Origin of the sequence: Ochrobactrum sp. SFR4 (genome assembly GCF_019730395.1) — a bacterium.
In the GTDB taxonomy this organism is placed as follows: domain Bacteria; phylum Pseudomonadota; class Alphaproteobacteria; order Rhizobiales; family Rhizobiaceae; genus Pseudochrobactrum.
In genome coordinates, this window is record NZ_JAAPBB010000011.1 from 45,819 (window position 1) to 66,976 (window position 21,158).

The window sequence follows — 21,158 nt, forward strand, 5'->3', positions numbered from 1 at the left end:
CGGACAGAATTAGTGGCAAACTTACTGGCCGCTTTTCCGTTTTGCCATCATTTTACCCAAAGTGACCTGCCCTTTATATTGATCACAAACAGCCGCAACATCGACATTGTTTGCAGCAGCAAGGTCATCGAGTGACTGTTCGTCACCCTGAAGATAAGAAATGCCGTCACGGCCTTTCTGCTCATGAAGCTCTGCTTCATCTGAACTTGGCAGTTCGCCGTAAATTTCATCAATGCCGACTTTGAAGTATTTTTCAGAATCAGCCTCCAGCAGACCTTTACCGCTGCAATAGGCAATGATTCCAAGATCATTGCGCTTTTCCAGATAGGACGGATCGCTGTTGTCCTGCGCATAAACTACGCTGCTGGCGATTGAGGCAAGCAGTGAAAAAGCTAAGATAGCAAAAATACGGTGCCGGTTCATGATCGACCTTTGTTTGCATATAAATTTAGCATAACCTTAAGTAAAGAAAGAAGATAATCTTAAGAATATACTTTCTATTCGCTCTTTGCGCTTTATCTGTAATAAAAGTCAATGCGATTTTATACTGAGAATCGCAGGATATTGGTTGATTTGAAGAATTTTTGCTGATGATAAAAACAAAACAGCACCGAAGATGCAAAAACGAAGCCGCTTTGTGCGTTTATCTGTCATCAATTTTTTGAAAAAATAGTGGTGCCCGGAGACGGATTTGAACCGCCGACACGCGGATTTTCAATCCGCTGCTCTACCAACTGAGCTATCCGGGCATCCCTGCAAGCCTGTCCGGCCAGCGTGACGGTGTTGGTGTCCGTCTGATGTGAGCGCTTTATAGCATTAAAATTTTGCCTGTCCAGCACCCTGAACAGAAATTATGCAGCGAACAGGTAATTATTTTCAAAAAGCCCGATTTTCCTTGATTTTTAAAGGATATTTTCTTTTGAAAACTCCCGCACTCAACTCAAAATCGCACAAATCCGCTGCCTCGCAGTTGAAAAACAGATGTGAATCACCCGAATCCGCATGTTGAAAATTCTCACCCGCGGTTTTGACAGCGCAGAAAATTCCATACGTCTTATATTGTGCATTCTGTGTCGCTGCCGAAACCGCGTTTTTCAAAAGACGCGACATTCAATCACTGCGCAAAGAGCCGCATTATAATAATTCCAGATGACTTCACCAGTCAGCTGCGATAAAAGGCACGCATGTCGAGGAGAGGATCATATCCTGATTCCTGTTTGTCTGCGGGAGAGTGCCGGTAACGGCCACCGAAGGGGAAATCGCCCGAAATCTCTCAGGTACCAAGAACCGCAGAAAAGCAAGGCAACTCTGGAAAGTCGGGGGAAACCCCGCGCCGAAGGTGTAAGTAAGCCTCAACAGGCTTGCGAGTCTCTCAGGCTTCCGACAGAGGGGTACATCATGGCTTTCCGCTTTTGCGGAAGGCGGACGTGTGTCTCTGGAGTGAAAAATGGGCGATACATCTTCTTTAAAAACGCTTCCGCTGGAAGAATTACATATTGCATCCGGTGCCCGTTTCGGTGGCTTTGCCGGTTGGAACATGCCGCTGACTTATCCGCTTGGCGTGATGAAAGAGCATGTTCATACACGTGAACAGGCTGGTCTGTTCGACATCTCACATATGAAACTCATTGAAGTTTCAGGCAGCGATGCTGCCGCTTTGTTTGCAAAGCTGTGCCCGATTGATGTCACCAAACTCAATGAAGGCCAGTCGAAATATACGTTCCTGATGAATAATGACGCAGGCATCATTGATGACCTGATCGTGACCCGTCTGGGTGACGAACGTTTCATGATCGTCGCCAATGCCGGTAATGCTACCATTGATATTGCGCATTTCCAAAAAGGTGCTGCAGGTCTCAACTGCACCGTTACGCCGCTTGACCGCGTTCTGCTGGCCATTCAGGGCCCGCAGGCTGCGGATGTTATGAAGAGCATCGCATCTGATCTCGGTTTCAGCGTTGAAGAGCTGAAATTCATGCACGGGTTTGAGCCAAAACAGGGCTGGTTCGTTACCCGCTCCGGTTACACCGGTGAAGATGGTTTTGAAATTGCCGCGCCGCTCAACGATGCACCGGCACTGGCGAAATCTCTGCTGGGCGATGCCCGCGTTGCATGGATCGGCCTTGCCGCCCGCGACAGCCTGCGTCTCGAAGCCGGTCTCTGCCTGCATGGTCAGGACATCACTGAGACCATTGATCCGGTTTCTGCCGGTCTGACATGGGCAATCACCAAAGCTGTGCGCGAAACAGCAGCCTTCCCTGCCGCCGCTAAAGTTCTGGAACTGATTGCTAACGGTCCTGAAAAGCGCCGCGTCGGTATCAAGCCGGAAGGCCGTCAGCCGGTTCGCGCCGGTACCAAACTGTTTGATGAAGCCGGTAGTGAAGTCGGTGAAATCACTTCCGGCGGCTTCGGCCCTTCAGCCGGTTTCCCTGTTGCCATGGGTTATGTCAGAGCCGATCTGAAAGAACCGGGCACACGTCTTTTTGCGGAAGTCCGCGGCAATAAAGTGCCTGTAGACGTCCATACACTTCCATTTACCCAACCTCGCTATCACAAAGGATAATCGCATGCCTAAAATCTTTTTTACCGAAGATCATGAATGGCTCAGCGTTGAAGGCGACATTGCAACTGTCGGCATCACCAACCACGCTCAGGAACAGCTCGGCGACCTCGTTTTCGTAGAACTGCCTGAAGTTGAACGCGTTGTGGAAAAAGGCGAAGCCATTGTTGTGGTTGAGTCTGTAAAAGCTGCATCTGATGTGTATGCACCGCTTAACGGTGAAGTCATTGAAATCAATGAAGAACTGAACGGCAACCCTGCGCTCGTCAACAGCGCGGCAGAAGGCGAAGGCTGGCTGTGGAAGATGAAAATCTCCGACGCAGGTCAGCTCGAAGGTCTGCTCGACGCTGCCGGTTATCAGGCACTGGTTGGCTAAATCATGGCATCATCATCTCTTCCTTTTGTAGAGCGCCATATCGGCCCTCGCGCCAGTGAACAGCAGGAAATGCTGTCGGCGCTTGGTCTGCCGTCGCTGGACGCTCTCATCAGTCAGGCAGTGCCGCAGTCAATTCGTCTTGACCGCGCACTCAACCTGCCTGCTCCGCTTGATGAAGCCGCAGCTCTCAGTGAACTGTCCGGCATTATGGGTCGTAACGTGGTTGCCAAAAGCTTCTACGGTGCGGGCTATCACGGCACCCATGTGCCGCCGGTTATTCAGCGCAACCTGTTTGAAAATCCGGCATGGTACACAGCCTATACACCGTATCAGGCTGAAATCAGTCAGGGTCGCCTTGAACTGCTGTTCAACTTCCAGACACTGGTGACAGAACTGACCGGTCTGCCGGTTGCCTGTGCATCGCTGCTGGATGAAGCAACTGCTGTTGCTGAAGCTGTTGGCATTGCCTATCGCCATCACCGCGAAAAACGTCCGAAAATGGTGATTGCCGGTGAATTGCACCCGCAGACACTGGATGTTTTGAACACCCGTGCAGAACCGCATGGCATGATCATTGAAGTTGGCGGCGAAGTGGATACCACAACCGCTGCGGTGATCATTCCCTGGCCGGACACACGCGGCGTTTACGGCGATTTCACCCGTATTATCGCCAGCGCCAAACAGACCGGTGCTCTGGTTGTGGCCGTTGCCGATCCTCTGGCACTGACCATCACCCAGTCTCCGGGCTCATGGGGTGCCGATATTGCTGTCGGTTCCATGCAGCGCTACGGCGTGCCAATGGGCAATGGTGGTCCTCACGCTGCTTATCTCGGTGTGAAAGAAAACCTCACCCGTATCATTCCGGGCCGTATCGTCGGTCAGTCGCTCGATGCGCATGGTCGCCCTAGCTATCGTCTGGCGCTGCAGACCCGCGAACAGCATATTCGCCGCGATAAAGCGACATCGAATATCTGTACCGCTCAGGCACTGCTGGCCAATATGGCTGCATCTTATGCAATCTGGCACGGCCCGAAAGGCCTGCAGGCTATTGCTGATGCTGTTCATGCGATCACCGCCCGCTTTGCAGCCTCGCTGAAAGCTGCCGGTTTTGAACTCGCCGGTGAGCAGCTGTTTGATACAGTGACTGTAACGGTTAAAGGCAAAGCACAGGATTATGCTGACAAGGCTCTGGCAGGCGACCGCCTGATCCGCGTCATTGATGCTGATACTGTGTCTGTCACTTTCGATGAAACCTCGCTGGAAGATGATTATCTGGCTCTGGTTGCATTGTTTGGTGCGAAGCCTGTTGAAAAAGCAGCCCGTCTGTTGCCGGATGCGCCGCGTGACGAACATTTCCTGACACAGGCTGCATTCCACAGCTATCGTTCAGAAACCGAAATGATGCGTTTCCTGCGTAAGCTGGCAGACAAAGACTTGGCGCTTGACCGTGCGATGATCCCGCTCGGCTCCTGCACGATGAAGCTGAATGCTGCTGCCGAAATGATGCCGGTCTCATGGCCGACCGTCGGTGGTCTGCATCCTTTTGCACCACAGGCGCATCTGGAAGGCTACAAAGTTCTGACCGACAATCTCGAAGCCTGGCTTTGCGAAGTGACCGGTTTTGACGCTGTATCCCTGCAGCCGAATGCCGGTAGTCAGGGCGAATATGCCGGTCTTCTGGCAATCCGCCGCTATCACCGCGCCAATGGCGATGAAAACCGTAATATCTGCCTTATCCCGTCTTCCGCACATGGTACCAATCCGGCCAGTGCGCAGATGGCAGGCATGAAAGTGGTTGTTGTCAACTGTCTCGAAGACGGTGACATTGATGTGGCCGATCTGAAAGCCAAGGCAGAACAGCATCGCGATACGCTGTCGGCGCTGATGATCACCTATCCGTCCACACACGGTGTGTTTGAAGAAACCATCCGTGAAATCTGCACAATCATTCACGCGAATGGCGGTCAGGTTTATTTCGACGGTGCGAACCTCAATGCGCTCGTTGGTCTGGCTCGTCCGGCCGATATCGGTGCTGACGTTTGCCACATGAACCTGCATAAAACTTTCTGCATTCCGCATGGCGGCGGCGGCCCGGGCATTGGTCCGATCGGCGTTGGCGCACATCTGGCACCATTCCTGCCGGGTCATGTGAATGCAGGCAGCGACAATGCGGTTTCCGCTGCACCATTCGGCAGTGCGTCTATCCTCGTTATCACATGGATGTATATCCGTATGATGGGCGGCGCCGGTCTGAAAAATGCAACGGAAGTGGCCATTCTCAATGCGAACTACATTGCTGAGCGCCTGAAGGATCATTATCCGATCCTTTATACCGGTGCGAACAATCGCGTTGCGCATGAGTGCATCGTTGACACCCGCGTGTTGAAAGACAAAGCCGGTGTGACCGTTGAAGATGTTGCCAAGCGTCTGATCGATTACGGCTTTCACGCGCCGACCATGTCATGGCCGGTTGCCGGTACGCTGATGGTTGAACCGACTGAATCCGAATCCAAGGCTGAAGTGGATCGTCTTTGCGACGCTATGATCTCCATCGCTAAGGAAGCGGCTAAGGTCGAAGCCGGTGAGTGGCCGCAGAATGACAATCCGCTGGCGAATGCACCGCATACCGTTGCAGACACCATGCTCGACGACTGGAAGCATCCGTATTCCCGCAAGGAAGCAGCCTTCCCTGCGAAAAATATGGATCCGGCTTCCAAATACTGGGCTCCGGTATCACGCATCGACAACGTAGGCGGCGACCGCAATCTGGTTTGCTCCTGCCCGCCGATGGATGCATACACAGACTAAAACAATCAAAAAGGCCCTGATGAAAATCAGGGCCTTTTTCTTTTACCGACACGTCATAGCACCGCCCTATGCGACATTAGTCTAACCTCATGCAAATTTTGCTTTCCCTTGAAAGCACACAGGAGTAATCGCTCAGGGTGTTTGCCAGCGCTGCGGAATCAGCGCGCGCCGGCAAAGCATGCAGAAAACAAAAACAGAATATTTTCTTGGATTTAGGAGGGAAAATATTCTGGCAGATGAATTGTGAGGCATACTGAATGGATACTGCATCGGGGCAGCCGCATTCCCGCGAGGAAGAACCGCACCTAGCCCGTAATCTGAAAAACCGTCATTTACAGCTGATCGCCATCGGCGGCGCTATCGGTACCGGCCTTTTCATGGGCTCCGGAAAAACAATTTCACTCGCAGGACCTTCGATCCTGCTGGTCTATGCGATTATCGGCTTCATGCTGTTTTTCGTCATGCGCGCTTTGGGCGAGCTGTTATTGTCCAATCTGAATTATCGCTCTTTCGCCGATTTCGCCGGTGATTATCTCGGATCATGGGCGCAGTTTTTTACCGGCTGGACCTATTGGCTGTGCTGGATTGTAACCGGTATTGCCGATGTGGTTGCCGTTGCCGGCTATATGTCGTTCTGGTTCCCTGAACTGGCATTATGGGTGCCGGCTCTTGGTCTGATCGTCGTTCTGGTCGCGTTGAACCTGCCAAATGTGCGCAATTTCGGTGAAATCGAATTTTGGTTCGCACTCATCAAGATCGTAGCAATCGTCGCGCTGATTATTACCGGTGTTGTCATGCTGACATCCGGCTATACATCACCAAACGGTACAGCAGCTTCTGTTACCCATTTGTGGGATCAGGGCGGCTTCTTCCCGAATGGTTTCTTCGGCTTTGTCGCCGGTTTCCAGATCGCGGTTTTCGCTTTTGTCGGTATTGAACTTGTTGGTACAGCAGCCGCAGAAACTGAAAATCCGGAGCGCAATCTGCCAAAGGCGATCAACTCGATCCCTGTGCGTATTGTTCTGTTCTATCTCGGCTCGCTCTTCGTCATCATGACTGTGATGCCGTGGAATCAGGTTGACCCGTCAAGCAGCCCGTTTGTGGCCATGTTCTCGCTCGCAGGCCTCGGCATTGCCGCGCATGTGGTGAACTTCGTGGTGCTGACCTCTGCGGCTTCCAGTGCGAATTCCGGAATTTATTCGACATCGCGTATGATTTTCGGTCTCGCAAGCTATGCGCTGGCACCAAAAGCTCTCGGCAAACTGAACCATCGTAAAGTGCCGGTCAATGCGTTGTTCTTCTCCTGCATATTCCTGCTTGCAGGTGTTGTACTGCTATATGCAGGTCAGAGCATTATTGAAGCTTTCACAATTGTGACCACAATCTCGGCACTGCTGTTTATCTTTGTCTGGTCGATCATTCTAGCATCTTACGTGCAATATCGCCGTAAGCGCCCTGATCTCCATGCAAAATCAAACTTCAAAATGCCGGGCGGTTATGCTGCCATCATTATGGTATTTGCGTTTTTCGCCTTCATTCTCTGGGCACTGGCACAGCAGGCTGACACGGCGCAAGCGCTGCTGATCACACCGGTCTGGTTTGTCCTGCTCGGCGTGATTTATTTCCTCATGCGCAAGAAAAGCGTATAAAAGCATTAAAAACCCGCCTTAACCGGCGGGTTTTTTATTACAGCAAAATCCAGCGGATCATCGGTGCGGCGAAAACATTGACGAGGCCGACCAACACCATCACCAATCCGGCAATGGTGCCTTCTTCCTGACCGATCTGCTGTGCTTTGGCCACGCCTGCGCCATGGGCACCCATACCAAACAATGCACCACGGGCAAGCCCCGATTTCAACGGCAGGAAGCGTAATAAAGTATCACCGAGTGCTGCACCGATCACACCGGTAACAACCACAAACAAAGCTGTCAGATTCGGAATACCGCCGATATCTTCCGACAAGGCCATCGCAAAAGGTGATGTCACCGAGCGCGGCAGCAGGCTGAGGCGCAGACTGCCATCAAGGCTAAGCAGACTTGCCAGGCCCCATGCCGAGAAAATAGCCACAGAACTGCCAACCAGAACGCCAAACATCAGCACCGGCCAATATTGCCGGATTGTCGCTCTCTGCTCATAAATCGGCACCGCAAAAGCAACCGTTGCTGGTCCCAACAGCATCACAAGCCAATGGGTGGCACTGTTATATTCGGCATAGGACGTGCGGAACAGTAAGACAGCAGCGATCAGCAAAACCGGCGCGGCAATGAGTGGTGAGAACCAGACTCGCGGCCAGCGGCGATAGAGCTTCTTCGCCAGCACATAGAACAGGATTGTTGCTGCTGACCAAAGCATCATCATCCACAGTGCAGGTGTTAAATAACCTTCTAACCCGCTCATGATGAATGCCTCATTTTCGCAAATGACGGCTCAGACGCAAACCTGCTTCAACGGCCAATGCGGTAGAAATCATCACGATAACAGTACCAAGCAGAATAACAGCCAGAATTTTCAAGCCCAGCAGCCCGAAAAACTCATGGTGATCGAGCACGGCAAGAACTGCAGGGATAAAGAACAGCAACATTTCTGCCAGATACCATTGCGCACCGCGGCGTACAGTCAGCAGATTCATGCCGCCGGTCATCAGCAATATAAATAACAAGAACAGACCAACCACACTGCCGGGCACCGGCATATGCGTTACTCTGACAATACCCTCACCCAAAGCCCAGAAACCGGCGATCAATGCGATCTGGCCGATCCGGCTGCTTTGCACCCAATGACGGACTCCTCCCGACAGTTGAGCTGGAGACATTTTATGGCACTCTTTTCATGCAAAATTACTTTCCTCCCTTATACGCGAAGATCAATCATGATAAAAATGAATTGATTGAATAGAATTAAGTCCTAAAAGGAATAGTGATGGAACTGCGCACGTTACGGATATTTACGGAGGTTGTCCGGCAAGGCGGTTTCACGCAGGCCGCTAAAACGGTCTTTCTGACCCAATCTGCCGTCAGCAAAGCCGTGCGCCAGCTTGAGGATGAACTGGGCTTAACCCTGCTCGACCGTAACGGCCATAAATCGGTGATGACTGATACCGGAGAAGTGGTATTCCAGCGCGCTCTGCGTATGCTGGCAGAGCAGGACGATCTGAAAACCGAACTGGCGGAACTGCAGGGACTGACCAAAGGCGTGCTACGGCTTGGGCTGCCGCCGATCGGCAGTGACGCACTATTTGCACCAATGTTTGCAATTTACCGTCGTCTTTATCCCGGCATTGATATTCATCTTGTTGAACATGGCAGTAAAAAACTCGAAGATATGGTGCGCGACGGTGAAGTGGATCTCGGTGCATCCCTCTTGCCTGCGCCGGATGAATTTGACTGGCAAAATGTCCGCAAAGAGCCGATTGATGTGCTGATCCCTGCTTCGCACCCGCTGGCCGATCAACCGATTATTCCCTTGAAACAATTACAGGATATGCCGTTTATCCTGTTTGACAGTGCCTTTGCGCTCAATCCGATCATTCTCAATGCCTGCCGTAGTCAGGGTTTCACACCATCCATTGCCGCACGTTCCAGCCAGATTAATTTTATCATCGAGCTGGTTTATGCAGGGCTTGGTATCGGCTTTCTTCCGCGCCTGATTGCCGAGCAGCGGGTGCGCGACGGTGTCCGCCATATCACCCTCACCGAACCGGACCTTTCATGGGATATGGCATGGGTGTGGCGGCGCGGCGCTTATCTGCCTCATGCGGCGCGTGCATGGCTGGAACTGGCCGCGCGTTTTCAGCACTGATAAAGGCTGACAGGCATTTTCATCAGGAAATTCAGGCTCGTTTCTTCCGAACCTCCTGATAAAACTGAACTTACCCAAGGTGTGTATTACCGAGTTGATGCGCAGAATTCATGACTAAAGTGCAAATAAGGGTTTGCAGTTTTAGGGTAGTCGTCTGAGAATGAGCCAAATTTATCGGGAGATAGTAAATGAGTGACATGACAAAATTTTCATGGAGCGATCCGTTCCTGCTCGATGATCAGTTGTCTGATGATGAACGCATGATCCGCGATTCCGCTGCGGCTTTTGCCAAGAGCGAATTGCTGCCGCGCATTGAAGAAGCCTATCTGGAAGAAGCTGTACAGCCTGAGCTGTTCCGCCTGATGGGGCAGGCCGGTCTGCTCGGCGTGACATTGCCGGAAAAATACGGTGCGGCTGAGGCCAATTATGTTTCCTACGGTCTCGTTGCCCGTGAAGTTGAGCGTATCGACTCCGGCTATCGTTCGATGATGAGTGTACAGTCCTCACTCGTGATCTACCCGATCTTTGCCTATGGTTCAGAAGAGCAGAAAGACAAATATCTGCCGGGCCTGGTCTCCGGCGAACTGATTGGCTGCTTTGGCCTGACCGAACCGGATGCCGGTTCCGATCCTGCAGGCATGAAAACCCGCGCAGAGAAAACCGCGACCGGCTACAAGCTGCACGGTTCGAAAATGTGGATTTCCAACTCCCCGATCGCCGATGTATTCGTGGTCTGGGCAAAGTCGGTTGCCCATGACAACCAGATCCGTGGTTTCGTGCTTGAAAAAGGCATGAAAGGTCTGAGCGCGCCGAAGATCGGCGGCAAACTTTCGCTACGTGCATCCGTCACCGGTGAAATCGTTATGGATGGCGTGGAAGTCGGCGAAGATGCGCTGCTGCCAAATGTGTCCGGCCTTAAAGGCCCGTTCGGCTGTCTTAACCGCGCCCGCTACGGCATTTCATGGGGCGTGCTGGGTGCGGCGGAAGATTGCTGGCACCGTGCGCTGCAATATGGTCTGGATCGCAAGCAGTTCAACCGTCCGCTGGCGCAAACACAGCTTTTCCAGAAGAAGCTGGCTGACATGCAGACAGAAATCACGCTCGGCCTTCAGGGCTCGCTGCGTGTTGGCCGTCTGATGGACGATCATAAATTTGCACCGGAAATGATTTCGCTGATGAAGCGCAACAATTGCGGTAAAGCGCTCGACATCGCCCGTCAGGCACGTGACATGCATGGTGGTAACGGTATTCAGATCGAATATCACGTGATGCGCCATTCACAGAATCTGGAAACAGTGAATACCTATGAAGGTACCCATGACGTTCACGCGCTGATCCTCGGCCGTGCGCAGACCGGTCTTCAGGCATTCTTTTAATAACTGATAATCGCCCGCTTTCTCAGCCTGTACCGGTACGGATTATTTGTCCGGTACAGGCGCGATGGAAGCGGGTTTTTCATATCCGGAGCAAATCTGATGCAGGCGCCGCTGGAAGGCATTAAAGTCGTTGAACTGGCACGTATTCTTGCAGGGCCGTGGATCGGCCAGACATTGGCGGATCTCGGCGCCGATGTCATTAAGGTAGAAAGCCCTGAGGGCGATGATACCCGCCAATGGGGGCCGCCTTATATTGACGACGGTGCAGAACAATCTGCAGCCTATTATCATGCCTGCAACCGTGGAAAACGCTCGATCACCTGCGATTTTCGTGAAGATGCGGGGCGTGAAACCGTTATCAAACTCATCAAAGACGCCGATATTGTCATCGAGAATTTCAAACTTGGCGGTTTGCAGAAATACGGCCTTGATTATGACTCTCTGAAAGCAATCAATCCCCGCCTGATCTATTGCTCAGTCACGGGTTTCGGCCATGACGGACCTTATGCAGCCCGCGCCGGTTATGATTTCATGATTCAGGGCATGAGCGGCATTATGGATATTACCGGCGATCCGAAAGGTGAGCCGCAGAAAATCGGCGTGGCACTGGTTGATATTATCACCGGTCTTTACGGCGTTATCGGTATCCAGTCGGCACTGTTACATCGACAGGCCACCGGTCTCGGACAACATATTGATATGTCGCTGTTTGATTGCATGACCGGCGTTCTCGCCAATCAGGCAATGAATTTCCTCGCCTCCGGTGTAGCACCAAAACGTCTCGGTAATGCCCATCCGAATATCGCGCCTTATCAGACATTGCCGGTGAAAGACGGCTATTTCATTATTGCCTGCGGTAATGACGGGCAGTTTGCCAAGCTCGCCGGTGCTCTCGGACTGTCTGAACTGGCCGTCGATGAGAAATTCCGCACCAATGCCGCGCGTGTTCGCAATCGTGATGAACTGACAGCACTGCTAGAAGCAAAGACCAGTCTCTGGCTGCGGGATGATCTGCTTGCGGCACTGGAAAAGCTCGCAGTACCGGCAGGACCGATCAATACGATTGCCGATGTGTTCAGCGATCCGCAATTTATCGCCCGTCAGATGCGGGTGGATAATCAGGGCGTTCCGGGGCTGCGCACGCCGCTGAAATTCTCCAATGCAGAGCTGAAAACAGGTCTGCGCTCCCCGCGTTTAGGTGAGCATACAGAGGAAATTCTGGCGGAATTAAACGCTCAAAAATAAGCCAAAAACAGTACTTCAGAAGGCCGCTTTCAGCGGCCTTTTTATTGACTGATCATCCGGCAGAACAGGCGATGACATGTTACCGTTACAAAACTGACTCGTGATTTGGTTGATTTGCCTGCAGAATGAAGGTCTTGTCCGCTGAAATGACAGGGTTTTTATCCACATAAAGACAGATTTTTTTCATCAGCCACATTTATTGTATTTTACTTAAGTTACCAATGTTGATAAAATATTTTATCCTATTGAATAATATGATTTTCTGGCATTTTGTTTTAGTTTCGTTCTTTGTAATAAAATTTTAGAATTAGCCAATAATATTGCTAGAAATAACAAAGTTTCTCTTTTGTTTTAAAATAATCTCCTTCAACTAAAGGCGTAAGGCTGAGAACTGAAAATAGATATTTGACTCTGCCTGAAAAACACATACTAGAATCCGGCTCTGTACTTTAACAGGGAGGGTTATATGTATCGTAAAATTTTGCTCGCAGGTGTCTGCGCACTCACACTGACCGGCGCTTTTGCCGGTGCTGCTGCCGCTGAAGTCGTTCTGAACCGTGGTAACGACACCGATCCGGCAACACTGGATCATCACCGCACATCCACCGTTTCCGAAGGCCGCATCATGGCCGATCTCTATGACGGTCTTGTCCGTCAGAGCGCCAAGGGCGGTGCTATTGCTGCAACGGCAAAATCCTGGGACATTTCCGAAGACGGCCTGATTTATACTTTCCATCTGCGTGACGATGCCAAATGGTCAAACGGCGATCAGGTAACAGCCAAAGACTTCCTGTTCACATTCCGTCGTATTATGGATCCTAAAACCGCTGCCGGTTATGCCAGCATGTTATTCCCGATCAAAAATGCCGAAGATGTCGTTGCCGGCAAAAAACCGCTTGAAGATCTGGGCGTTGAAGCGGTCGATGATCTGACCCTCAAAATCACCCTGAAAGGCCCGACACCGTATTTCCTTGAACTGCTGACCCACCAGACCGGCCTGCCAATGCATCAAAAAAGCGTTGAAGAAAACGGCGATAAATTCACAACACCGGGCAAAATGGTCACCAATGGTGCCTATCAGCTGGTCAGCTTTACGCCAAACGACAAAATCGTCATGAAAAAGAATCCGAACTTCTATGACGCCGATCAGGTCAAGATCGATGTTGTTAACTGGATTCCTTTCGAAGACCGCGCCAGCTGCATGCGCCGCTTTGAGGCCAAAGAAGTGCAGATCTGCTCCGACGTGCCATCCGAACAGATGGATTATGTGAAGAGCAAACTAGCTAAAGAATTCCGTATTGCTCCATATCTCGGCTCCTATTATCTGCCGGTTAAAGGCAAGGTTGCCGACAGCAAGCTGAAAGACCCGCGTGTTCGTGAAGCCATCTCCATGGCGATTGACCGTGAATTCATGGCAGAGCAGGTTTGGCAGGGCACTATGCTTCCGGCCTATTCTGTGGTTCCTCCGGGCATTGCCAATTATGTTGAAGGCGGCGTGAAGGCTGAATATGCCGATAAAGACATGCTGGAGCGTGAAGATAAAGCCAAAGAGCTTTTGAAAGAAGCCGGTGTTGAGCCGGGTAGCCTATCAATCGAACTGCTCTATAACACATCCGAAAACCACAAAAATACAATGGCTGCGATTGCGGATATGCTGAGCAATATCGGCATCAAAGCAACACTCAATGAAACTGAGGGCGCAACCTATTTCAACTTCCTGCGTGAAGATGGTCCTTTTGACATTGCCCGCGCAGGCTGGATCGGCGATTATAATGATCCGCAGAACTTCCTGTTCCTGACCCAGAGCGATGTCAGCTTTAACTATTCCAAGTGGAAGAACAAAGACTACGATGCTCTGATGGCTAAAGCTGAAGCCACAACAGACCTGAAGGCTCGCGCAGAAGTTCTCGCCGATGCAGAACGCCTGTTGCTGAAAGAAACAGGCGTTATTCCTGTGCTGTATTATTCATCACGTTCATTGGTCTCCGAGAATATCGAAGGCTGGTATGACAATCTGCTGGATGCACACGCAACCCGCTGGCTGTCACTCAAACAGTAAGTATTTTTACTGGCAGGCTGCATAATCACCTATGCAGCCTGTTGCATATCAAACTATTTTAACTTTGCCGCAGCCATTGTTTTTATGAAGGCTGCAGTCAGGAAAATTATATGTTGAGCTATACGCTGCGGCGGCTGGCCAGCGCGATCCCGACGATATTTATCATCATCACGCTGACCTTCTTCATGATCCGGCTTGTTCCGGGCGGCCCGTTTGACCTTGAGCGCCCGATTGACCCGCTGATCCTCGAAAACCTGAAAAAAGCCTATAATATGGATGCGCCTTTATGGCAGCAATATCTGATTTATTTAGGCAATCTGCTCAAAGGCGATCTGGGGCCAAGTTTTGCCCGTCGTGACTTTACGGTCAATGATCTGTTTGCATCAGGTTTACCGGTTTCCATTCTGCTCGGTGGTCTTGCACTTACACTGGCAGCCATCCTCGGCACTCTGCTCGGTGCGCTTGCAGCACTGCGCCAGAATTCATGGCTCGATTATACGATTGTTGCTGTAGCAACATTCGGCATTACCACCCCCAATTTCGTTGTCGCACCGCTGCTTAGCCTGTTCTTCGGTGTTATTCTCGGCTGGGTACCTGCCGGTGGCTGGTCATCAGCCAATATGCTGTATTGGATATTGCCGATCACCACACTGGCACTGCCGCAGGTCGCAGTGATTGCCCGCTTAGTGCGTGGCTCCACCATTGAAGCTTTACGTGCCAACCATGTGCGCACAGCCCGTGCCTATGGTCTGCCTGCCCGTATTGTCGTTGGTGTTCATGCATTACGTGCGGCCCTTCTGCCTGCCGTTTCCTATCTTGGGCCGACAGCCGCAGCTCTTCTCACCGGTTCGGTGGTAGTGGAAACCATTTTCGGTATTCCGGGCATCGGCCGTTATTTCGTGCAAGGCGCATTGGGGCGCGACTATACACTGGTGATGGGCACTGTTGTGGTCATCTCGGTCTTTGTCGTGCTGTTCAACTTAATTGTTGACCTGATCTATGCTTATCTTGATCCGCGGGTGCGCTATGACTGATATCTCAACCAATCTGCCGTCTCACGGCGCACCGGAAGGCAACACTGCTGTTGCCGGCCGCTCACTCTGGCAAGATGCATGGATCAGACTGCGCCGTAACCGCGCTGCCGTGGCCAGTGCTGTTGTCCTGATTTTCCTGTCGCTGATCGGGATTTTCGGGCCGATGGTCAGCCCGCATCCTTATGAGAAAATCTATCCGCAATTTGTACGTGTGGCACCAAGCATTGAAGCTTACCCGCGTGCGGATACCATTATTCCCGGCCTTGAGCGGGAAATGGCGCGCGCCCGTCTTAAAGGCGGAGAACCGGAACTATCCGGTTCAAAACTGACTGTTGATGTCACCTCAAGCGCAGGTCGCGAGCTGGATGAGCGATTACTGCGCTATTTCGAACGTTCCGATCTGTTCAGCAATCCGAAACTGGAACTGGCAACCGACAAGCTGAGCGGCAAACTCTCACTTGATGTGGCACGGAATTATTTCTTCTTCGGCACCGACAATCTCGGCCGCGATATGATGACCCGCACCTTTATCGGTGTGCGTATTTCTCTCGCGATCGGCCTGCTGGCTTCCGTGATGGCACTGGTTCTCGGCGTCAGCTATGGCGCGATTTCCGGTTATCTCGGCGGCCGTGCCGACAATATCATGATGCGTATTGTCGATATTCTCTATTCCCTGCCCTTCATCTTTTTCGTTATTCTGATGCTGGTGTTCTTCGGGCGGTCGATTATCATCATCTTCATTGCCATCGGTGCAACGGAATGGCTGGATATGGCCCGTATTGTACGTGGTCAGACCCTCAGTCTTAAACGGCAGGAATTTGTGCAGGCGGCAGAAGCTCTTGGAGCTACGCGACGAGGCATTATCACCCGTCACATCATTCCGAATGCGCTGGGGCCGGTGATTGTTTTCGTTACCCTGCTGGTACCGAAAGCCATTCTGCTCGAAAGCTTGCTGTCCTTCCTCGGCCTTGGTGTTCAGGATCCGATGACATCGCTCGGCCTGCTGATCTCTGAAGGGGCGCAGAATATGCGTGGCGCTTCATGGCAGCTGATTTTCCCTGCAGTCACCCTGACACTCATTCTCTTTGCGCTGAACTTCCTGGGCGACGGCCTGCGTGACAGCCTTGATCCGAAGGACCGTTAAGATGGCAGAAACAGTACTCTCTGTACGCGATCTGCGCGTGACATTTGAAACCAATGACGGGCCGGTTCATGCGGTACGCGGTATCAGCCTTGATGTGAAATCCGGTGAAACCGTCGCGATTGTCGGTGAATCCGGCTCCGGCAAAAGTCAGACGACCATGGCGATCATGGGATTGCTATCCTCAAATGGTAAAGCGACCGGTCAGGCACTCTATCGTGGTCAGGATCTGGTCGGCATGTCCGACAAAGAGCTGAATAAAATCCGTGGTGCCAAAATCACCATGATTTTTCAGGAACCGATGACTTCGCTTGATCCGCTGTATAAAATCGGCGACCAGCTGGCCGAGCCTTTGCGTTTTCACCGTGGTATGAACAAAGCGCAGGCACGTCCGCGTATTCTGGAATTGCTGAAACTGGTTGGTATTCCTGAGCCGGAACGTCGTATCGACAGCTATCCTTATGAACTATCCGGTGGCCAGCGCCAGCGCGTCATGATTGCCATGGCACTGGCGAATGATCCGGATATTCTGATTGCGGATGAACCAACCACCGCTCTGGATGTGACCATTCAGGCGCAAATTCTGGAGCTGCTGGCCGATTTACAGAAGCGTCTCGGCATGGCCATCGTTTTCATTACCCATGATCTGGGAATTGTGAAGCGCTTTGCCGATCAGGTTTGCGTCATGCGCTCCGGTGAAGTGGTAGAAAGCGGCACAACGGAGAAAATCTTCTCTGCGCCTGAGCATGCCTATACGAAAATGCTGCTGGATGCAGAGCCGGAAGGTACCAAGGCAGCACCTCCCGCAACTGCACCCTTGCTGATTGAAGCAGATGATGTATCTGTCACCTTTAATCTGGCAAAAGGCTGGCTGAAACCGCAAACCTATTTGCGGGCTGTGGACGGCATTTCACTCAATCTCAGACAGGGACAGACGATCGGTATTGTAGGGGAATCCGGCTCCGGAAAGTCCACCCTTGGCCGTGCTATTCTGCGCCTGCTGAAATCAGACGGACGTATTGCCTATCTCGGCAAAGAACTGCCGACAGACCAGCAGGAAATGCGCCCGAAACGGCGCGAATTGCAGCTGGTATTTCAGGATCCGTTCGGCTCGCTCAGCCCGCGTATGACAGTAGGGCGGATTATCACCGAAGGGCTGCTGATCCACGAGCCGGAACTTTCAGCCAAAGAGCGCGATCAGCGTGCCGGTGAAGCACTGAAAGAGGTTGGCCTTGAGCCTTCGATGCGCAATCGCTATCCGCACGAATTCTCCGGTGGTCAGCGTCAGCGTATTGCGATTGCACGTACGATGATCCTGAAACCGAAAGTGATTGTGCTGGATGAGCCGACCAGTGCACTTGACCGCTCAGTGCAAAAACAAGTCGTCACTTTGCTGCGTGATCTGCAGGAAAAATACGGCCTGTCCTATCTGTTTATCAGCCATGATCTTGCGGTTGTCCGCGCCCTCTCCGACTATATTCTGGTGATGAAAACCGGAAAAGTGGTTGAAGAAGGCCAGACCGAGCAGATTTTTGATGCACCGCGTGAGGATTACACTAAAGCGCTGATGCAGGCCTCGATGAGTGAGAAACGCTTCGGAGCGTAAAATTTTAAAGGCCGGAGTTGAAGCTCCGGCCTTTTCCATTATCAGTCCAGAACTTTACTCGGATTGAGAATATTATTCGGATCAAGCGCCGCTTTCAGTGTCTTCAAAACCTGTAATTCGGCAGCGCTCCGGCTGTAATGCAACCAGGGTTTTTTATGCAGGCCAATACCATGTTCAGCTGAAACCGAGCCTTTGAATGAACGGATAATGTCATAGACAATATCTTCAACCGCGCGGTCATTCTCAGTAAAATCCGTATATTTCGTAATATCAATATGGAAATTACAATCACCGACATGGCCGAAAAACAGACTGGTTATGCCCGGATAACGGTTCTGCAGTGCTGCCTGAATGGCATCAACGGCTGCGCCAATCTGCGTTTGCGGTACAGATACGTCAAAGCCGATACACGGGCCTTCATGGGTCATGATTTCTGCAATCGCATCACGCATTGTCCAGAATTCTTCGGCCTCACGATGGGACTGTGCAATGGCGGCATCGGCAATCCAGCCCTCTTCCAATGCGTGCTCCAGAACAGACTGAAATAGTTCGGCCTCGGTATCAGGCTCTGCGCCCTGCATATCCATCAGCACATAAAGCGGGTAGCCCTGCTCCAGTGGTGCGCGGGCATATTTTGCAGCAGTTTTATAATAATCACCCCACATCGCTTCAAAAGCACTGACACGGCCGGAAAGACGCTTTTGCGCATAATTCAGCAAATTCAGGGCATTCTCAAAATTCTCAAGCGCAACAACCGCCGCATTGGCACCACCCACACCCGGACGCAACCGCAATACCGCACGGGTCACAACGCCCATTGTACCTTCCGCACCGATAAACAAATGTTTCATGTCCAGCGCGGCATTGTTCTTCGGCATTTCATTCATCATGCTGAGAATTGTGCCGTCTGCCAGTACCGCTTCCAAACCCAGCACCAGATCACGGGTCATGCCATAGCGGATCACCCGATTGCCGCCCGCATTGGTGGAAATATTGCCGCCGATCTGGCAGGAACCGCGCGCGCCCAGATCCAGCGCAAAATTCATACCTGCATTGCGCGCTGCTTCCTGAATATTCTGCAAAATTACACCGGCCTCAACAATCATAGTTCCGGCCTGCGCATTAATTGTCTCAATGCGGTTCATATTGCGTAAGGATAACAGCACACAATCCTGAACCGGCACCGCACCACCGGCAAGGCCGGTCAGTCCGCCCTGCGGAACAACTGCGATACGGTGTTCATTACAGAGTTTCAGAATTTCAGAAACAGTTTGTGTATCCCGCGGCAAAACCAGAGCCAGCGGTGTACCGCCCTGCTCGTCGCTCCAGTCACTCAGATGCGAAATATCAAGATCAGAACCAATTTGAATGTCTTTACCGAGAAGACCGGATAGTTTTTCCAGCAGTAACTGCCGGACAGAAGCGCTTTGCATTTCATTCCCCTTGATTTGTGAGATTATGTTTATTGGAATTGGCTCTGAATTGTTATAGGGATTTACAAAATTATTACGCTTCAGGTCGTTCTGTTTTTTAATAAGTTCGGCAGCAATCATCCTGCGGTCAAAATTAATATTGCCCGTCTTTTTACTGAGGTTACTCATGCCATTGAATATGTCCCGCTCTGCTTTTGCCAAAACTTTCGTTCTGACTGCTGTGATCGCGCCGCTTTGGGCAGGCACTGCACTGGCATGGACGGGTGATGATGTTGCAAAGCGCCTGCAGGCTCTGCTCAAAGAACAAATGGTGGAGCTGACATTCTCCAAAGCAGAAACCGATGGCAAAAATGTCATTCTGCATGATGCAAAAGCACAGCTTGCTCTGCCTAAAACTTCGACTGATGAAACAGAAGAAGTGGAAAAGGACGAGAAAGACAATGCCCCTGTTAATCTCGGCAAGATTACGCTGAGCAATATTACCGAGGGTGAAGGCGATGTTTATCTCGTTGAAAAAGCTGCATTTGATGATGTCAAAATCGTTGAAGACAACAGCGTTTTCACCACCTCTGATATCCGCTTCAACAATGTTAAACTGACCAAAGATCCAAAAACCGATCTGCTCGGCCGTATGCAATATGCCGAAAGCTTTCATGTCGGTGCCATTAGTGTCACAGTGGAAGGCAAGCCGGTTTTTGAAATGAACGGCGTACATTTCGCGCAGGAACCTTTCAGCAAAGAAAAAGCCAGCAATTACAGCTGGGGCATTGAAGCGCTGAAAGTTGACCTTGAAGAAGCGAACCGCATCGATCAGGAAAAGAAGAAAAAAGAAGCCGCTGAGTTTCAGAAATCTGTAGAGGAAGCCGCGAAAGCGGCAGAAGAAGCTGCGCAAGAAGCAGCAGATGCTGCAGAAGCGGCCACTGAAAATGCTGCTCCGGCAACCGATGATGCAACACCTGCTGATAAAGCAGATGCTGCAGTTGAAGCCGATACAAATACAGATATTGCAACAGACAATACTGACGAGACTGTTGAAGAAAGCAGCACCGCGGAAGAACTGGCAGAAGATACCGGTGACATGGATATGGAAGCAATCCGTGCGCTCGGACTGGAAAAAATTCATCTGACCATGAATGGTAAGGGCACCTGGTCACCTTATAGCGGCGAATATACTGTCGATCAGATGACCCTGAGCGGTCAGAATATCGGTACTTATAATTATAAGCTCGCTATGGGCGGTTATAACCTGAAATTCATCAAAGCCGTGCAGGATCTGCTGACCAGTGTGATGGAAGACGGTGGCGACAACACTTCCATGCAAATTGCAGCCGTGGGCATGTTGCAGAACCTGTCTATCAGCAATATGGAATTGCGCTACGATGATGCAAATTTCTTCGGTAAGGTGCTGGATTATCAGGCAAAAGAACGCGGTATTACCCGTGAAGCTCTCGTGCAGGAAATGAAAGACCAGCTGCAGATCGGCGTTGCTTATTTTGAAAATGAGCCGCTCGTTGTTGAGGCCGCTAAGGCTATGGGCGAATATCTGGATGCGCCGAAATCAATCAGCTTTAAAATCCAGCCTGAAAATCCGGTGACCTTCGGTATTCTGACAGCGGTTGGTATGGCTGAGCCGAAAAAACTATGGTCTGTGCTTGGCGTTAAAGTCGAAGCCAACAAATAAAATACAAATCAAACAAAAAGCCTGCATCTCCGGATGCA

Annotated in this window: 17 protein-coding genes, 1 tRNA gene and 1 riboswitch; of the genes, 12 read left to right on the forward strand and 6 right to left on the reverse strand. The window is 51.3% G+C overall.

Annotated features, from left to right (window positions below):
* Positions 1-21: 21 nt before the first annotated feature.
* The 3 genes from HBA93_RS13515 to HBA93_RS13525 form a co-directional block, all read right to left on the reverse strand.
* Complete coding sequence (locus tag HBA93_RS13515) at positions 22-423, reverse strand: hypothetical protein (RefSeq protein WP_286201930.1); 402 nt, start codon at positions 421-423, stop codon at positions 22-24.
* 250 nt (positions 424-673) lie between these two features.
* Positions 674-749 (reverse strand) — tRNA-Phe (locus HBA93_RS13520).
* A gap of 127 nt (positions 750-876) precedes the next feature.
* The gene (locus HBA93_RS13525; RefSeq protein WP_121993253.1) at positions 877-1,110 is read right to left on the reverse strand and encodes a hypothetical protein; all 234 of its coding nucleotides are present in this window, start codon (positions 1,108-1,110) and stop codon (positions 877-879) included.
* A gap of 104 nt (positions 1,111-1,214) precedes the next feature.
* A riboswitch (glycine riboswitch) is annotated at positions 1,215-1,300 on the forward strand.
* Between the two features lie 147 nt (positions 1,301-1,447).
* On the opposite strand from HBA93_RS13525, the gene gcvT reads away from it, so the two are divergent.
* The 4 genes from gcvT (at position 1,448) to HBA93_RS13545 (ending at position 7,393) form a co-directional block, all read left to right on the forward strand.
* The gene (gcvT, locus tag HBA93_RS13530) at positions 1,448-2,563 is read left to right on the forward strand and encodes a glycine cleavage system aminomethyltransferase GcvT (RefSeq protein ID WP_221723620.1); all 1,116 of its coding nucleotides are present in this window, start codon (positions 1,448-1,450) and stop codon (positions 2,561-2,563) included.
* Positions 2,564-2,567: 4 nt separating this feature from the next.
* Positions 2,568-2,936, forward strand: a complete 369-nt coding sequence (gene gcvH / locus HBA93_RS13535; protein WP_075656842.1) for a glycine cleavage system protein GcvH — start codon at positions 2,568-2,570, stop codon at positions 2,934-2,936.
* 3 nt (positions 2,937-2,939) lie between these two features.
* Positions 2,940-5,744 (forward strand): aminomethyl-transferring glycine dehydrogenase, encoded by a 2,805-nt coding sequence (gcvP, locus tag HBA93_RS13540; protein WP_221723621.1) that lies wholly within the window; start codon positions 2,940-2,942, stop codon positions 5,742-5,744.
* Between the two features lie 257 nt (positions 5,745-6,001).
* Positions 6,002-7,393 carry an amino acid permease gene (locus HBA93_RS13545; RefSeq protein ID WP_221723622.1) on the forward strand — a complete coding sequence of 464 codons (1,392 nt, stop codon included), beginning with the start codon at positions 6,002-6,004 and terminating at the stop codon, positions 7,391-7,393.
* A 37-nt stretch (positions 7,394-7,430) separates the two neighbouring features.
* Here the strand turns inward: HBA93_RS13545 and HBA93_RS13550 are convergent, their stop codons facing one another.
* Positions 7,431-8,144, reverse strand: coding sequence for an LrgB family protein (locus tag HBA93_RS13550; protein ID WP_286201931.1), 714 nt, complete (start codon positions 8,142-8,144; stop codon positions 7,431-7,433).
* A gap of 10 nt (positions 8,145-8,154) precedes the next feature.
* Positions 8,155-8,559 carry a CidA/LrgA family protein gene (locus tag HBA93_RS13555; protein WP_221723623.1) on the reverse strand — a complete coding sequence of 135 codons (405 nt, stop codon included), beginning with the start codon at positions 8,557-8,559 and terminating at the stop codon, positions 8,155-8,157.
* Between the two features lie 107 nt (positions 8,560-8,666).
* On the opposite strand from HBA93_RS13555, the gene HBA93_RS13560 reads away from it, so the two are divergent.
* The 7 genes from HBA93_RS13560 (at position 8,667) to HBA93_RS13590 (ending at position 18,006) form a co-directional block, all read left to right on the forward strand.
* Positions 8,667-9,545 carry a LysR family transcriptional regulator gene (locus HBA93_RS13560; protein ID WP_221723624.1) on the forward strand — a complete coding sequence of 293 codons (879 nt, stop codon included), beginning with the start codon at positions 8,667-8,669 and terminating at the stop codon, positions 9,543-9,545.
* Between the two features lie 197 nt (positions 9,546-9,742).
* Entirely contained in the window at positions 9,743-10,921 is a 1,179-nt protein-coding gene (locus tag HBA93_RS13565) for an acyl-CoA dehydrogenase (protein WP_370637861.1), read from the forward strand.
* 99 nt (positions 10,922-11,020) lie between these two features.
* On the forward strand, positions 11,021-12,166 hold the full coding sequence (locus HBA93_RS13570; RefSeq protein WP_502910115.1) for a CaiB/BaiF CoA transferase family protein: 1,146 nt from the start codon (positions 11,021-11,023) through the stop codon (positions 12,164-12,166).
* 466 nt (positions 12,167-12,632) lie between these two features.
* Positions 12,633-14,225, forward strand: a complete 1,593-nt coding sequence (locus tag HBA93_RS13575; RefSeq protein ID WP_221723625.1) for a peptide ABC transporter substrate-binding protein — start codon at positions 12,633-12,635, stop codon at positions 14,223-14,225.
* Positions 14,226-14,335: 110 nt separating this feature from the next.
* Positions 14,336-15,259, forward strand: coding sequence for an ABC transporter permease subunit (locus HBA93_RS13580; protein ID WP_122007586.1), 924 nt, complete (start codon positions 14,336-14,338; stop codon positions 15,257-15,259).
* The gene (locus HBA93_RS13585) at positions 15,252-16,403 is read left to right on the forward strand and encodes an ABC transporter permease (protein ID WP_221723626.1); all 1,152 of its coding nucleotides are present in this window, start codon (positions 15,252-15,254) and stop codon (positions 16,401-16,403) included. Before HBA93_RS13580 ends, HBA93_RS13585 begins: the two co-directional genes overlap by 8 nt.
* Position 16,404: 1 nt before the next feature.
* A complete protein-coding gene (locus HBA93_RS13590; RefSeq protein ID WP_221723627.1) occupies positions 16,405-18,006 on the forward strand; it encodes an ABC transporter ATP-binding protein in 1,602 nt (533 codons plus the stop codon).
* A 41-nt stretch (positions 18,007-18,047) separates the two neighbouring features.
* Here HBA93_RS13590 and HBA93_RS13595 read toward each other — a convergent pair whose 3' ends face one another.
* Positions 18,048-19,439 (reverse strand): FAD-binding oxidoreductase, encoded by a 1,392-nt coding sequence (locus HBA93_RS13595; protein ID WP_221723628.1) that lies wholly within the window; start codon positions 19,437-19,439, stop codon positions 18,048-18,050.
* Between the two features lie 166 nt (positions 19,440-19,605).
* Between HBA93_RS13595 and HBA93_RS13600 the strand changes: the two genes are divergently transcribed.
* On the forward strand, positions 19,606-21,120 hold the full coding sequence (locus HBA93_RS13600; protein WP_121993264.1) for an aq_1923 C-terminal domain: 1,515 nt from the start codon (positions 19,606-19,608) through the stop codon (positions 21,118-21,120).
* The last annotated feature ends 38 nt before the right edge of the window (positions 21,121-21,158 follow it).